At 43.5% G+C, this 14,596-nt stretch carries 15 protein-coding genes; 10 read left to right on the top strand and 5 right to left on the bottom strand.

Annotated elements, in window-relative coordinates:
- Position 1: 1 nt before the first annotated feature.
- From cbiE to AACU32_RS16805, 4 genes are all read left to right on the top strand, one after another.
- Complete coding sequence (gene cbiE / locus AACU32_RS16820; RefSeq protein ID WP_096601303.1) at positions 2-1,225, top strand: precorrin-6y C5,15-methyltransferase (decarboxylating) subunit CbiE; 1,224 nt, start codon at positions 2-4, stop codon at positions 1,223-1,225.
- A 186-nt stretch (positions 1,226-1,411) separates the two neighbouring features.
- Entirely contained in the window at positions 1,412-1,792 is a 381-nt protein-coding gene (locus AACU32_RS16815) for a YtxH domain-containing protein (protein WP_096601301.1), read from the top strand.
- A gap of 8 nt (positions 1,793-1,800) precedes the next feature.
- Positions 1,801-2,349, top strand: coding sequence for a DUF948 domain-containing protein (locus AACU32_RS16810; protein WP_096601300.1), 549 nt, complete (start codon positions 1,801-1,803; stop codon positions 2,347-2,349).
- Between the two features lie 553 nt (positions 2,350-2,902).
- Entirely contained in the window at positions 2,903-3,712 is an 810-nt protein-coding gene (locus tag AACU32_RS16805) for a TPM domain-containing protein (protein WP_096601299.1), read from the top strand.
- A gap of 134 nt (positions 3,713-3,846) precedes the next feature.
- Here AACU32_RS16805 and AACU32_RS16800 read toward each other — a convergent pair whose 3' ends face one another.
- Positions 3,847-4,446: an MBL fold metallo-hydrolase gene (locus AACU32_RS16800; protein WP_096601298.1), complete on the bottom strand. Its 600-nt coding sequence runs from the start codon at positions 4,444-4,446 to the stop codon at positions 3,847-3,849.
- 12 nt (positions 4,447-4,458) lie between these two features.
- A complete protein-coding gene (locus AACU32_RS16795; protein WP_339377979.1) occupies positions 4,459-4,665 on the bottom strand; it encodes a hypothetical protein in 207 nt (68 codons plus the stop codon).
- Positions 4,666-5,455: 790 nt separating this feature from the next.
- On the opposite strand from AACU32_RS16795, the gene AACU32_RS16790 reads away from it, so the two are divergent.
- Positions 5,456-5,830, top strand: a complete 375-nt coding sequence (locus tag AACU32_RS16790; protein WP_096608044.1) for a four-helix bundle copper-binding protein — start codon at positions 5,456-5,458, stop codon at positions 5,828-5,830.
- A 114-nt stretch (positions 5,831-5,944) separates the two neighbouring features.
- Here the strand turns inward: AACU32_RS16790 and AACU32_RS16785 are convergent, their stop codons facing one another.
- Positions 5,945-6,505, bottom strand: a complete 561-nt coding sequence (locus AACU32_RS16785) for a pyridoxamine 5'-phosphate oxidase family protein (protein WP_096601294.1) — start codon at positions 6,503-6,505, stop codon at positions 5,945-5,947.
- Positions 6,506-6,683: 178 nt separating this feature from the next.
- Between AACU32_RS16785 and AACU32_RS16780 the strand changes: the two genes are divergently transcribed.
- The 4 genes from AACU32_RS16780 (at position 6,684) to AACU32_RS16765 (ending at position 11,335) form a co-directional block, all read left to right on the top strand.
- Complete coding sequence (locus tag AACU32_RS16780) at positions 6,684-7,616, top strand: 1-aminocyclopropane-1-carboxylate deaminase/D-cysteine desulfhydrase (RefSeq protein ID WP_339377978.1); 933 nt, start codon at positions 6,684-6,686, stop codon at positions 7,614-7,616.
- 141 nt (positions 7,617-7,757) lie between these two features.
- The gene (locus AACU32_RS16775) at positions 7,758-8,846 is read left to right on the top strand and encodes a DUF4350 domain-containing protein (protein ID WP_096601290.1); all 1,089 of its coding nucleotides are present in this window, start codon (positions 7,758-7,760) and stop codon (positions 8,844-8,846) included.
- Between the two features lie 212 nt (positions 8,847-9,058).
- Entirely contained in the window at positions 9,059-10,009 is a 951-nt protein-coding gene (locus tag AACU32_RS16770) for an AAA family ATPase (RefSeq protein ID WP_096601288.1), read from the top strand.
- A gap of 3 nt (positions 10,010-10,012) precedes the next feature.
- Positions 10,013-11,335, top strand: a complete 1,323-nt coding sequence (locus tag AACU32_RS16765; protein ID WP_096601286.1) for a DUF58 domain-containing protein — start codon at positions 10,013-10,015, stop codon at positions 11,333-11,335.
- Here the strand turns inward: AACU32_RS16765 and AACU32_RS16760 are convergent.
- Both AACU32_RS16760 and AACU32_RS16755 read right to left on the bottom strand, forming a co-directional pair.
- Positions 11,313-12,176, bottom strand: coding sequence for a DUF4114 domain-containing protein (locus tag AACU32_RS16760; RefSeq protein WP_096601284.1), 864 nt, complete (start codon positions 12,174-12,176; stop codon positions 11,313-11,315). The two genes, AACU32_RS16765 and AACU32_RS16760, sit on opposite strands and share 23 nt — an antisense overlap.
- A 416-nt stretch (positions 12,177-12,592) precedes the next feature.
- Complete coding sequence (locus AACU32_RS16755) at positions 12,593-13,558, bottom strand: stage II sporulation protein M (protein ID WP_096601282.1); 966 nt, start codon at positions 13,556-13,558, stop codon at positions 12,593-12,595.
- A 79-nt stretch (positions 13,559-13,637) separates the two neighbouring features.
- On the opposite strand from AACU32_RS16755, the gene AACU32_RS16750 reads away from it, so the two are divergent.
- A complete protein-coding gene (locus AACU32_RS16750) occupies positions 13,638-14,492 on the top strand; it encodes a DUF975 domain-containing protein (RefSeq protein ID WP_096601280.1) in 855 nt (284 codons plus the stop codon).
- Positions 14,493-14,596: the final 104 nt, after the last annotated feature.

The raw sequence follows: 14,596 nt of genomic DNA, 5'->3' as shown, positions 1-14,596 counted from the left end.
CTTGCTAGACTCACATAAATGGCTTTCTATCGTCGGCATTGGTGAAGATGGGTTACAGGGGTTAAGTGCGATCGCCCGTTCCCTAATTGATCAAGCTGAAGTTATAGTTGGAGGCGATCGCCATTTGGCAATGCTTCCTAGCAACGACCAACGCCAGAGAATCCCCTGGACTTCGCCGATTAGCACCTCAATCGCCGAAATTATCCAACGTCGCGGTCAATCTGTCTGTGTCCTGGCTAGCGGCGATCCCATGTGTTACGGCATTGGTGTCACATTAACACGACAAATTCCCATCACCGAAATCACGATCGTTCCTGCACCTTCAGCCTTCAGTCTCGCCTGTGCCAGATTAGGATGGTCATTGACGGAAGTGGAAACAATTAGCTTGTGCGGTCGTCCATCCTCCCTGATTCAGTCTTACATCTATCCTGGGGCACAGCTATTGATTTTGAGTGAAGGTCAAGACACACCTACAATTGTGGCAAAAATTTTAACACAAAGAGGCTATGGAGACAGTAAAATTACGGTTTTAGAAAGGATGGGTGGCACACAGGAACGCATTCAAGAAGGTACGGCTGCGACTTGGAGTGAAACAGACATCGCCCCCTTAAATGCGATCGCAGTTAATTGTCTTGCCGATCCTGGGGTTGTATCTTGGCCCAGAGTACCAGGATTGCCAGATAACGCTTATCACCACGATGGACAATTAACCAAAAAAGAAGTGAGGGCGATTACCCTAGCTACCTTAGCACCCACACCAGGAGAACTGCTGTGGGATGTCGGCGCGGGTTGTGGTTCAATTTCCATAGAATGGATGCGGACTCATCGGCAATGTCGAGCGATCGCCATTGAACAAAATTCTACCAGGCTGAGCTATATCGCCGATAATGCTGCGGCTTTAGGTGTACCAAATCTGCAAATTATTGCCGGGAAAGCGCCAAACGCCCTCAAAGATTTACCCCAACCAGACGCTATTTTTATTGGTGGTGGAGTCACAGCCGATGGATTATTTGATATTTGTTGGTCAGCGCTAAAACCTGGTGGACGTTTAGTCGCCAATGTCGTCACCATTGAAGGCGAGCAAACCTTATTTAAATGGTACGAACAAGTTGGGGGCAACTTCACCCGCATTGCCATTCAACGAGCCGAACCCATCGGTAAATTTTTAGGGTGGCGCGCAATGGCTCCTGTCACCCAATGGCATAAAAGGAAGGATGAAGGATGAAGGATGAAGTATGAAGTTAATTGTCATTTGTCCCCTTTCCCTTGTCCCCCTTCCCTTGTCCTCCTTGTCCTCCTTGTCCCCGTTCCCTTGTCCCCCTTCAGGCGCAATCAATAAATAAAATCACTTGAGTCTTGCAAGGAGAGAAAACCCACCTAAAATGAGTGTAAGGAGAGAAATAATATAAAAATGTCTAACAACCGTTCTGGAGTATTTTTTGGCGGTGTGATGCTTGGAGCAACCATTGGAGCCTTGACCGGTTTGCTCGTTGCTCCACGCACAGGGCGCGAAACGCGTAAACTTTTAAAAAAATCTGCCGATGCCCTGCCAGAATTGGCAGAAGATTTATCAACAAGTGTGCAGCTACAAGCAGATCGTCTTTCTGCCAATGCACTACGTAACTGGGATGAAACTTTAGACAGACTGCGAGATGCGATCGCGGCTGGTATTGTTGCCTCTCAAAGAGAAAGCCAAGTCTTAAAACGGCAACCCGTTGACGAAAACCGCAGCAGCGATTCGCAAACGGAAGAAGACTCAGATTCTCTTGCCCAGCATTTAGAAGGTTCATAGATAGCATTGTGATCGATCCGCTGTTTTGGCTGGGACTTTCTATACTCTTAGTCGCTGCTAGTCTGACGGCTGTTTTAGTAGCGGCTCTACCCGTGTTGCAAGAATTAGCGCGTGCAGCTCGCAGTGCAGAAAAATTATTTGATACCCTCTCGCGAGAGTTACCACCTACTCTGAATGCCATCCGCAACACAGGCTTAGAAATCACTGATTTAACCGATGATGTGAGTGAAGGTGTCAAAAGCGCCAGTCAAGTGGTTAAACAAGTTGATCAAAGCTTGGATAATGCCAGAAAACAGGCTCAGAACGTTCAAATAGGCACACGCAGCATTTTTGTAGGTGTCAAAACCGCCTGGAAAACCTTCACGCGCCAAAAAACTCCTAGGCGATCGCCCCTGGAACGTTTGCCCATTCCGGAAAAACCCGCCCTCAATTTACGCGAACGAGAAGCACTCAAACCAGAAAATCGCCGTTCTAAATCAGAAATCTACCGTAATAACGACAGTTACAAAGAAACTTCTGACTGGGAAACGAGTTTTGATGATGAAGACTTGCCGTAACAGGGGAATGGGGCATTGGGCATGGGGCATTGGGCATGGGGCATGGGGCATAGGTGTCAACTTAAGCCGAAAGCTATATCGGGCAAGCGTTGTACAAATCCCCCACGCCCTCATCCCCTAACCCCTTCTCCCCAAGGAGAAGGGGAATTGAATCTCTAGCTCCCCTCTCCCCAGGGGAGAGGGGCTGGGGGTGAGGGCGAAACCTTTTCACCAAGCGGGTTTCACGTTAAGTTGACACCAATGGGCATGGGGGAGCCACTACGTTGCCTATTTCCAGTGTTGTGCAAACTGCCGTCATGAAAGATGAGGTGGATGAGGGGGACAAGGAGGACAAGAAATTTTAGATTTTAGATTTGCGATGCCCGGATTTCAATCTAAAATCCAAAATTGTTTCAATGCCCAATGCCCCATGCCCAATGCCCAATGCCCAATGACTATAGATTAATTCACCAAGATTAGAGTAAAGTAAACAAGTGTAAAGAACTCTCACTTTTCCTGTACCTTTAAAAACAACTTGTTCACTTCTACTGTAGATATTTGTATAAAAAAGTCCATGCAGTCCTGTTTTTGGCGCCGAATTCTCTTAACTGTTGCCGTATTTTTCCTTGCTGGGTCAATTTGGGTGATGCATTCTCCGCCAGCACTGGCTTATGACAATCCGGAATTATTACCCAGTACTCCAACTCCGGTTGTAGACTTAGCGAAATCGCTCACTGACGTACAAGAAGAAAAGCTCATTCACGATTTAGAGGAATTTCAATCTGAAACTGGCTGGAAACTGCGAGTATTGACCCAATATGACCGGACTCCAGGTCGAGCAGTGATCAATTTTTGGGGTTTAGATGACAAAAGTATTTTGCTAGTTGCCGATTCTCGTGGTGGTAATATTCTCAGTTTTAGTGTTGGCGACGCAGTTTATGAACTTTTACCCCGGACTTTTTGGATAGAATTACAAACCCGTTTTGGCAATTTGTACTTTGTCCGCGAACAAGGGGAAGACCAAGCTATTCTCCAAGCCTTAGATTCAGTTAAAGGTTGTTTACTTCAAGGTGGTTGCAAAGTTGTTCCCGGATTACCACGAGAACAGTGGATTCTCACGCTGGTTACCTCAGTTATTGGTGGAATTATTTGTGGATTTGCGGCTCAACCCCAAAAAGAAGGACAAATTTTTGCTTGGCAATGGGCTTTAATTTTCTCACCTTTATGGGGCATTTTGTTTATTGCCTTCGGTATTGGCCCAGTAGTCACAAGAACCAGCGAATGGTTACCTCTATTTCGTAATATCGCTGGTTTTCTCATTGGCGCGTTGGTTGCTTATCTTTCGCCTATTTTCAATCGGTCTTCTTCCAATGCTGAATTCTAATTATGTCAGTAGGGCTAGGGACTAGGGACTAGGGGCTAGGGGCAGAAGAGTAGGGGAAGGTGGACAACTGACTATTGCCCAATGCCCAATGCCCAATGCCCAATGCCCCATGCCCCATGCCCCATGCCCTATACTTACAATGTCGCTACTAGTTCCTTTAAGCGATCGCGTCCATCCCGAAAAACTGACCAACCATCACCAACTAACACTGTTTCCACCTGTGCTAATTGTGCTAATTTATGCACCGATGCAACTGCTTGTTCTCGGTTCAAAAGCTTTTCATTGGGCAATATCGTTAATGTACCTGCTTTATGCGCCCGCACCAAATCCCCGGTAATTAACGTAGTTTCCTCTAGCAACAGCGCTAGTTCACCTGGAGTTTTAGAACCTTGGAGTTCAATCACCTTCAGTCCGGGGACTACTTCCTCACCATCAACCAGCCAGCGATCGCAATGTATGGGAAAATTGTCTTTCTCCCCTACTGGCGCTGCTATTTTGGCATAAGTTTGATTAGCAATTTCTTGAGCAGACCGAGTATGGTCGGAATTAGTCAGTACAATCCAAGCTACTCCACCAAGGGATTCTAGGTGATTCCAATCATGGTTTGATAAAGCTACTGGATCAATCAGGATATTGCCACCAGGACGAATCCAAGCAACCCCATTAAAATCAATATTTCTTGCCGGATTGAAATAAGACCAACCATAGAGATCAGGACGGTGCAGAGATTTCATGTTGATTTTGCGTCAATTATTGCCTATGTTTATTTTATGGCGCGATCGCCTGCAATCAGCTAACAATTGCGATTGCTGTTTTCTCCAATCTCCTCGACGCGATCGCACTTTTCGCCGCTGATTTTGTACGGGCGCGGTAACCACGTTATTGGGCGGGGAGACCCCGCCCCTACTCATTGCTCTCTCACCCACAAAGGCGATCGCATCAACATCAATCACAGCAACCCACTCCTTAATCCCCTTATATGCAGGCTTTTCATAAAAGGGTGAGTTATGACTCTCATTTGAATGCAGGAATAAGCTTTTTTTAGCTTCCCTTGTCCGGTTTATAGGTTTTTTGTCATACCAATTTGAAAAAATAAATATTTGTAGGGGCGGGGTCTCCCCCATTGGTGTCAACTTAAGTTAAAAGGCTTATCCCACAAGCGTTTTACCCCACCCCTTTATCCCCTCCCCGTAAACGGGGAGGGGAAGTTTTGCGTTAGCAAAGCTGGGGTGGGGTGACGCGGATCGTGATGGTAGGTGAGATAATTCGGTCATCACGTCTTGGCAAGGGTTTCACGTTAAGTTGACACGTATGGGTCTCCCCGCCCTTGACCACCATCAACAACTAGTTCTCTTCATCCCTTCCCTCCAAAAATTCTCTTTTTGGAGCGATTTACAAATATTTTTATAGACATTTGTTAAAAAAATCTGACAAAAATCTATCTTGAGACTTAAGCCTAATTATTGATCCCAGATTGACAAATTTATTCATCAAACAAAACACCGCTTTTTTAGGGGAGTTTCTATCCCTTTATCTATAATAATTATCAGAAAATTCCCACTATAAACCTCACTAAATTATGTGTAATTAATCTCAATTAACGATAAATATATCGAGATAGTCAACTTATAAATACCCTGGTAATAACACTATTGACTACTCAAAAATATAAGTCTAGAGTGTTAATTAAGTCCTACCAAGGACTGGTCACAATGCATCAGCTAGTTAGGAGGTTTTCCTATGATGATGATGATGATGAACGAATCCATGACAACTGAAATGCAAAAGAGCATGGACGCTTGCATGGAATGTCATAAAATGTGCATGGAAACCATGACCAACTGCATGTCTATGTCACAAGGCAAGCAGATGGACATGAACATGATGAGCATGATGGGCATGATGCGCGACTGCTCGGAAATGTGCATGATGTGCATGAACATGATGATGAGTGGTTCCGAATTTATGGGACGCACTTGTATGCTTTGTGCAGAAATGTGCGATCGCTGTGCTATGGCTTGTGAACAAATGAGCGACAATTCTAAAATGATGGAATGCGCCGCCGCTTGCCGCAAGTGTGCAGAAGCCTGCCGTTCTATGCAAATGATGCCTGCTTAATTTCCATAACTAGCAGAAGTTTGTCTGCAACCTAATATTCAAGCGCTCAGGCTCAAAAAGTCTGGGCGCTTGAAGTATGTATATAAAGATGGAAAAGGCAGAGGTGCTGCTTCCTCAATCTCCTGGTAAATTACTCAGTGGTGTTGGTAACCCATCAATACTGACAAGATTTTTTTGCTGTTGATATTCTTTAACGCCCTGTTCGCCTTTCTTATTTGCCCAATCGACTAAAATATGACGTTGACCTTGATATTCATAGAGTGGTACGCCAAAGCCACAAGAAGTTTGCACCCGTTCAATATCAGCGATGATGATTTGGCGACATCCAGGAAGTGGCGGAAACAAAGGGTAAAGTGAGTTCCAATCTGGGGAATCTGGTAAAACTGTGTATCCCTGACCGTAAAGGCGTAAAATGCGAGGAGGTTCTTGAAAAGCACAAAACAGAAAGGTAATTCGCCCATTTTCTTGCAAATGCGCTGAGGTTTCGTTACCGCTACCTGTTAAATCCAAGTAGCCTACGCGATTGGGAGAGAGAATGCGAAAACTGTCCAATCCTTTGGGAGATAGGTTAACGTGACCCGTAGGACTTAAGGGTGCGCTACCCACAAAAAAAAGGTGCTGGGTACTAATGAATTGTTGTAATTCCTCTGTTATACAGTCAAAAATTTTAGCCATAAAATGTCATTTGTCATTTGTCATTTGTCAGTTGTCAGTAGGGACGGGTTTATGCGCGATCGTTATCGATATTTGAGGATATCTGTGAACCCGCCCCTACAGTGGTCGGTGGTCAGTTGTCTTCCTTGTTCCCCTTCCCTTGTCCCCCTCATCTCCTCAGCCTTCTTTGATGCACAGTGTGAACTATTTTTCATTGGGACTGCTTCCCACCATACAACCTATCAATAGCGCGATCGCCCAACAGGCTGGAGTTGAGTTGTCTGTGCTTCGTCTCGATTGTATGCACCCTTGGGTTAATGGTAATAAGTGGTTCAAACTCAAGTACAACCTCCAGGAAGCTAAACAGAGAAATTTGACAACATTGCTTACCTTTGGCGGTGCTTATTCTAACCATATCTTTGCCACCGCTGCGGCTGGAAATCTCTTTGGATTCCGCACTATTGGGATGATTCGCGGCGAGGAGACATTACCACTCAACCCTACCCTGAGTTTTGCTGTGCAACAAGGGATGCAACTTTTCTACGTTAACCGCGATAAATACCGAGAACGTCAAACAACAGCATTACAAGCAGAATTACAGCAACGCTTCGGTGAAGTTTTGATTATTCCCGAAGGTGGAAGCAATCTCAATGGTGTGCGCGGTTGCATGGAAATAGTGAATACTAGGGAATTTGATACCGTATGCTTGGCTTGCGGTACAGGTACTACTTTAGCGGGAATTATCCTTTCGTTACACAAAAGCCAGCGCGCCATCGGTTTTCCTGTTCTCAAAAATGGCAGATTTCTTGCGCCGGAAATAGATAACTGGCTGAGGAATTACCTCGCCTCTGGTTTACCTGTTGCGGATGAGGCAATTGCATCCTGGGAACTAATATGTGATTATCACATGGGTGGTTATGCCAAAGTAAACGACGAATTATTACAGTTTAGCCAGCAGTTCACCCAAGAACATGACATACCCTTAGATTATGTATACACCGCCAAAATGTTTTATGGTGTGATGGATTTGCTCAAGCAGGGATTCTTTCCTAGAGGCGATCGCTTGCTGTTAATACACACTGGCGGCTTACAAGGCAATATTGGTATGGAGAAGCGATTAAATTGGCATTAGTCATTGGTCATTGGTCATTAGTCATTGGTCATTGGTCAAGAAATTCTCAACTGTGAACTATGAACTCTCGACTATGGACTATTGACTATTGACTATTGACTCTGGACTATTGACTCTGGACTAAATTAAAATTTACAGCTTATGAAGCGTACAAACCGCTTGGCTTGGCTGGGGGCGATCGCATTAGCGGTAATTATTTTACTAAGCTTGTTCGCGGCTCCCAGAAATAGCATTATTAATAGTGGTTCTACCTATAACCGTGCTGCCGATGGTTATGGTGCTTGGTATGCTTTTATGCAAGAGCAGGGAATTTCTATCAAGCGCTGGCAAAAACCGTGGGATGATATCAAAACACAGAAAAATCCCGTGACGCTGTTACAGGTCTACAGTAGTCTCAATCTAGCACTGCTAACTTCAGAACAACGCGCATGGATAGAAAAAGGTAATACCTTGGTAATTTTAGGTGCGCAGTCTCCGGTAACAGCATCTAACTTTCACACCATGCAAAAATCGCCCTTTGGTGAGGTCAAAATTGCCACCCGCAGACGTTATAAAAAAGGCGATAGTGAAGAAGTTTCGTTAAGCGATCGCTTCGGTGCTATAGTTTGGCAACACAAATATGGAAAAGGAAAAGTTATTTTTGCCACAACTCCCCATTTAGCAGCTAATGCTTATCAAGATTATTTAAGTAATTTTAAATTTCTTGCAGATTTGGTGAGCAAACAAAATAACGCCATTTTTGTTGATGAATACATTCATGGCTATAAAGATGCTGATGTCCGAGAACAAGAAGGTCAAGGCGACTTATTGACTTATTTTGCAAATCAACCTTTAATTGTCGCCTTATTACAAACAGGTATATTACTACTAGTGCTAATTTGGGGGCAAAATCGCCGCTTTGGTAAGCCAATAGTTTTAGAAACACCAGTTTTAGACAACAGCGAAGCATATATCCAAGCTTTAGCAACAGTCTTAGAAAAAGCTGAATCCACCGATTTTGTAATAGAGATGGTAGGAAAAGCAGAACAAATACAACTCCAAAAATCTTTAGGATTAGGGGAAATTTTCCTAGAACCTCAAGCCTTGATTGATATTTGGGTTGAGAAAACAGGTAAAAGTTCAGCAGAACTAGCTACAGTATTAAAGCTCAAGTCGCAAAAACGACCGATGAGTGAACGAGAACTGTTAAACTGGTTGGGGAAATGGCGAACCCTGAAAAATAATTCGTAATACTTCGACTGCGCTCAGTACAAGTGACGCTCCTTCGTCGCTAACGCTGCGCTAACGTAATTCGTAATTCGTAATTTGTACAGATGGGAAATGACAAATGACAAATACTTCGGCTTCTCTGCGAGACGCTACGCGCTAAGCGAAGCTATGGCGCAGGCTTTACGCTCAGTACAAGTTACAAATGACAAATGACAAATGACAAATGACAAAATATGAGCGATATCCATTCTATATTAATTCGCCTTGGACAAGGACTTAACCAAATAATTGTCGGACAATCCAGCCTGGTACAGCAGCTAATAGTAGGACTACTGGCGGGGGGACACATAATTTTAGAAGGAGTACCGGGAACAGGTAAAACACTCTTAGTAAAAGTGTTAGCGCAGTTAATTAAAGCAGAGTTTCGCCGGATTCAATTAACACCAGACGTACTCCCATCAGATATTACTGGAACAAATATATTTGATTTGAATAGTCGCAATTTTACTCTCAAAAAAGGGCCAGTTTTTACTGAAGTACTACTAGCAGATGAAATTAATCGCACTCCACCAAAAACACAAGCGGCGCTGTTAGAAGCAATGGAAGAAATGCAGGTAACCTTAGATGGTGAAAGTTTGCCCTTGCCAGAATTATTTTGGGTGATTGCCACACAAAATCCTCTAGAATTTGAGGGCACTTATCCCTTACCAGAGGCGCAGTTAGATCGGTTTTTATTCAAGTTAGCAGTAGATTACCCCGAACCAGCTGCGGAAAAACAAATGTTACTCAATCGTCAAGCAGGGTTTGCGGCGCGACGTGGGGATATTAATCGTCTTCAACCCATCGCCACAGTAAGTGAAATTTTGCAGGCGCGACAAGCTGTGAAAGCGGTTGAGGTAGATGAAAAAATTATTGATTATCTGCTAGCGTTAGTCAAAACATCACGCCAACATCCCGAATTAGCGTTAGGTGCATCACCTCGCGCCGCTGGTGCTTGGTTACAGACATCCCAAGCAGCAGCGTGGTTAGCAGGAAGGAAATTTGTCACGCCAGATGATGTCAAAGCTGTTGCATCACCATTGTTGCGTCATCGTCTAATTCTTAAACCAGAAGCGATGCTAGATGGTTTACAAATTGATGCGGTAATTGCATCGGTAATTAAACAAGTTCCAGTCCATAGATGAAGAATGGTTGCGACAAATAGAGTTTATTTATTATTAGTTTCAGGAATTGCGATCGCACCTATCTGCGCCATGCTTTTTGGTATTCCCGCCAGTATTGCGATCGCACTTTTATTTGATGTTCTGGTTTTAGGATTGATGGTTGTGGATGGTTTGCGCGTCAGGCGCGCTCGCGTGCAAATTAGCCGCGAAATTCCATCCCGATTATCTATTGGTCGAGATAACTCCGTTGTGCTAAAGGTAACCTCGGAAAATACTAATGCTGTGATTCAAATCCGCGATGACTATCCCACAGGCTTTGGTGTTTCTGCATCGGAACTGAGGGCTAATGTAGCGTGTAACACCACTCAGGAATTAACATATACCGTCCACCCCACACAGCGGGGAGAGTTTGACTGGGGAAATATTCAGGTACGACAGTTAGGTTTATGGGGTTTAGCTTGGGATGATTGGCAAATTAAGCAAAAACTCAAGGTAAAAGTTTATCCAGATTTAGTGGGATTGCGATCGCTTTCTATTCGGCTAGCATTGCAATCATCTGGATCTATCCGTCAACGCCGCATGGGTATTGGTACGGAGTTTGCTGAACTGCGTAACTATCGCACTGGTGATGATTTACGCTTAATTGATTGGAAAGCTACCGCCCGGAGAGTCGGGGCTTCTGGGAATACACCACCCTTGGTAAGGGTTTTAGAACCAGAACAAGAGCAAACTTTGATCATTTTACTCGATCGCGGCAGGTTAATGACAGCCAAAGTACAAGGTTTACAGCGCTTTGACTGGGGGTTAAATGCAACTTTATCCTTGGCTTTAGCCGGATTACATCGAGGCGATCGCGTCGGAGTGGGTGTATTTGACCGCCAAATGCATACGTGGATTCCTCCAGAACGTGGTCAAAATTATCTCACCCATTTAATCGATCGTCTGACTCCAATTCAACCAGTATTGCTGGAATCCGATTATTTAGGAGCAGTCACCAATGTTGTCCAGCAGCAAACTCGGCGGGCACTAGTAGTATTAATTACCGACATAGTTGATGTCACCGCCTCCACCGAACTCCTCGCCGCCCTTTCCCGGCTAGCACCCCGTTATCTGCCATTTTGTGTGACTCTGCGCGATCCGCAAGTGGATCGTCGGGCACATACCTTTACTGAAAATGTTACAGATGCTTATGTCCGGGCGGTAGCCTTAGATTTATTAGCACAACGACAAGTTGCATTTGCCAAGTTAAAACAAAAAGGTGTGTTGGTACTTGACGCACCAGCACATCAGATTACAGATCAGTTAGTTGAACGATACTTGCAACTCAAAGCGCGGAATCAACTTTAACAAGTGAAGCACGGCGGCGACGAGTTTTAAACAAACCCAGTCCAGCAATACCAAACAATGCTAGAGTGGCTGAAGGTTCTGGTACAGGTGTAACACCAGCAACATAACGAGCGTTTTCTGCACCAATATCAATGGCAAACACCGTATCGTTATAGTCTTTATCACCACCCCCCCACAAATCTTCAAAACCTAGTACTAAATAGTCTTTGTAGTAATAAGCGATCGCGTGCTGTAAACCATCTGGGTTCAAAGCTTGATTTAAACTCCAGACACCTGGAACCGTCTTTCCATTTTTATCGGTACCAGTAATACCACCATTAATATCATCGGCACGCAGCAAAAAGTCTAAGTTAGTACCAGCCTTCATAGAGCCAATGTTTGCCCAGTCGCCTATATTTAAAGGCTTATCAGGTGCAACTTTATTGGCTAATGGATCGTTAGGATTAGGGCAAAACTTACTAAAATTGAGGAAATTTTTATCCCCAGTGTTACAAGAAGTATCACCAAAGATTTTCCCGGAAGCCACTGTGGAGCCAGTCGCTGAAAAGTCTAGTCGGTTGCGGTATCCTCCGGCTGTTTCACCGATAAAGAAGACGTTTACATCATGGTCAAATTTAAGTTGTAATTTAGACAGGTCTACTTGTTTTGCCTTAATGGTGTCAGGACTTAAAGTTTTACCTTCTTCACCAACGAAAGCTCGAAAATCTTGGAGAATATTTTTGAATTGATCGGGAGCCTGGTCTCGGCTTTTGATGTCAAAAGCTCTAGCAGAAGCATTTCCAGATAAAATGCCAAACAAAGTACAAGCAGCAAGGAAAGAAGTAAAAAGTTGATTTTTCATAAGGATTGATGATTTCAGAAAAATAGAAACTTTTACAGACTTAATTCATTCATATTTGAATATCTCTGAATTTGTCCACCTTATTTTCAACTAATTACTATTATTTTTTGATGCATTTCATTTATTAGGTTTATTTCCAAAATATAAGTATTCTTACTAGAGTATTAACAATCTAGAAAAATAGACTTAGCAACACTTAAGTAAACACCTATCACGGTAAAAAATATTAATACTTCGTAGTCAGCACTAAGCAATTCAAAATCCTGGAATAAAGTCAATACTGCAAGAGATAGAATTTTCTACTTGGAGTTTCGTTTGGAGAAAATATTAAAGGTAAGAGTTAAAGGTTTTCTTCCCCTTTCCTCTTTCCTCCTTAACCGACAAATATTAAAACTGAAGTCCTAACTACGAAGTGCTTAATTATCTTTAATTTTAGGATTGCGACTACAATACATTACCAAAATGACAAATAACCCCATACCAACAAGATACTTGAAAGCATCTGGCACACTGGGATTGGGGGAGAAAAAACCTTCGATAGTACCAGCAATAATTAACATTGGCACAATTCCAAATACTAACTGCACCGCTTGGGAACCATAGAATTTGAGTGCATCACGACGACGGTATTTACCTGGGAATAAAATCGCCTTTCCTATTAGCAATCCTGCACCACCAGCGAAAAAGATAGCTGGTAATTCTAGAGAACCATGTGGAAACACAAATGCCCAAAAGGGATAGGCGAGATGATTTTGTCCTACCAAAGTACCAATAGCACCAATTAATAAGCCATTAAATATCATTAAATATGCTGTATATGCCCCAGCTGTCATCCCACCAGCAACAGCCCCAAAGGAAACCGACAAGTTATTAATCATAATACTGCTGGATGCTAGGGGTTCAATGCCAACAATCGAACCCATCCACAATTTATGATCGTCTCGCACACGAGAAATTAAGCTTTCGGGTACGATGAGGGGCATAAAGCTGGGATCTTGCCAAGCGTACCACCAAGCAACTAACGCCCCCAACAAAAACAACAAAGTAGCCGCAACGATGTATGCAAATGTTTGCTGTACTACAGCCGGTAAGCCCCGTTTGTAGAATTCCACTACAGCTTGCCATTCTTGTCGTCGCGAACCTTGATAAATCTGCGTATAAGCGCGAGTTGTTAAAGATTGTAAACTATGTATCAAAGTGTTGCCGACTTTCTGAGTCCGGGCGCGTGCGAGATCTGCCGCTACTGAACGATATAAACTGGCTAATTCCCGAATTTCCCCTGTTCGCAGTGATTTTAGCCCTTTTTTTTCTACCTGGCGCAAAAGGTTGTCCAAACGCTGCCAATTTATTTCTCGTCGTGCAATCCAACGTTGAATATTCATAAATTTTAGGAGGATTGGGTTGAGTGTACTTTAAGATAGCCTCAATTCATCTCCGTACTTGCAAGGAAAATTTAACATCATGTCTGGTGATTTTGGTTCTCCCAGCCCTATGCAACCTCTCAGTGTGGGAAATGTCGTGAGCGCAGGAATACGATTGTATCGTTCTCACCTCAAGGAATACTTTTTACTAGCTCTTAGGGCTTATCTTTGGATACTAGTTCCAATTTATGGGTGGGCAAAGTTTTATGCCCTAACAGCATTGATTTCCCGTTTGGCTTTTGGTGATTTGGTCGATCAACCTGAAAGTATTGCTGCTGGTGAAAGTTTTGTTAATTCCCGATTATGGCAGTTTTTAATGACAATGCTGTTAATGTTGATTGTCGCTATGGGAGTTGTCTTTGGTGTTGGGTTTGTATTTGTTTTAATTGGCGTTTTAGCGGCTGTAGTAGTGGGCGGGATAGCTCAACAAACCAGTCCTGCTGCTGCTTTTCTCGTGGGTTTAATTGCCTTGGTTTTAGGTTTGGCAGCATTTGTGGGAATTTTATGGCTGTTGACACGTTTTTATTTAGTGGATGTACCGCTTGCAATTGAGGATAACGTTGATGCGACTTCAACTATCGGTCGTAGTTGGGAGTTAACTCAAGGTTACGTGTGGCGGATTTTATTGATCGGGTTTGTAGCTTTTTTGATCACAATACCCATTCAAATTTTGCTGCAAATTTTATCGACGATTATTCAGCTAATTTTTATGCCTTTGATGCAACAAGGAAATAGCGCCGTGTCTGTGCTTGTCTTCTTGCTCATCTTGGGGTTAAGTTTTGCCAGTGGAGCGGTGATTGTACCATTTTGGCAAACCATCAAAGCTGTGATTTATTATGACCTGCGCAGTCGGCGCGAAGGCTTAGGCTTGAAGTTACGCGATCGCGATATTTAAGTGTTTAGTCAATAGTCATTTGTCATTAGTCATTGGTTCTTATTGTACATAGTTTATGACTACTAGCTTCTATCTGGTTGGTGAGTTTCGACTACGCGGTAATC

This window comes from Calothrix sp. NIES-2100 (assembly GCF_963875285.1).
Taxonomy (GTDB): domain Bacteria; phylum Cyanobacteriota; class Cyanobacteriia; order Cyanobacteriales; family Nostocaceae; genus Aulosira.
The sequence above is the reverse complement of the archived record's forward strand: the minus strand, read 5'-3'. Positions and strand labels throughout refer to the sequence as shown.

Excerpts from the sequence above, each read along its gene's own strand:
- AACU32_RS16815 (WP_096601301.1), top strand. The coding sequence starts at position 1,412 with ATGTCTAACAACCGTTCTGGAGTATTTTTTGGCGGTGTGATGCTTGGA.
- AACU32_RS16770 (WP_096601288.1), top strand. The coding sequence starts at position 9,059 with ATGAGCGATATCCATTCTATATTAATTCGCCTTGGACAAGGACTTAAC.
- AACU32_RS16765 (WP_096601286.1), top strand. The coding sequence starts at position 10,013 with ATGGTTGCGACAAATAGAGTTTATTTATTATTAGTTTCAGGAATTGCG.
- AACU32_RS16805 (WP_096601299.1), top strand. The coding sequence starts at position 2,903 with ATGCAGTCCTGTTTTTGGCGCCGAATTCTCTTAACTGTTGCCGTATTT.
- AACU32_RS16785 (WP_096601294.1), bottom strand. The coding sequence starts at position 6,505 with ATGGCTAAAATTTTTGACTGTATAACAGAGGAATTACAACAATTCATT.
- AACU32_RS16790 (WP_096608044.1), top strand. The coding sequence starts at position 5,456 with ATGATGATGATGATGAACGAATCCATGACAACTGAAATGCAAAAGAGC.
- AACU32_RS16800 (WP_096601298.1), bottom strand. The coding sequence starts at position 4,446 with ATGAAATCTCTGCACCGTCCTGATCTCTATGGTTGGTCTTATTTCAAT.
- AACU32_RS16750 (WP_096601280.1), top strand. The coding sequence starts at position 13,638 with ATGTCTGGTGATTTTGGTTCTCCCAGCCCTATGCAACCTCTCAGTGTG.
- AACU32_RS16775 (WP_096601290.1), top strand. The coding sequence starts at position 7,758 with ATGAAGCGTACAAACCGCTTGGCTTGGCTGGGGGCGATCGCATTAGCG.
- AACU32_RS16755 (WP_096601282.1), bottom strand. The coding sequence starts at position 13,558 with ATGAATATTCAACGTTGGATTGCACGACGAGAAATAAATTGGCAGCGT.
- AACU32_RS16760 (WP_096601284.1), bottom strand. The coding sequence starts at position 12,176 with ATGAAAAATCAACTTTTTACTTCTTTCCTTGCTGCTTGTACTTTGTTT.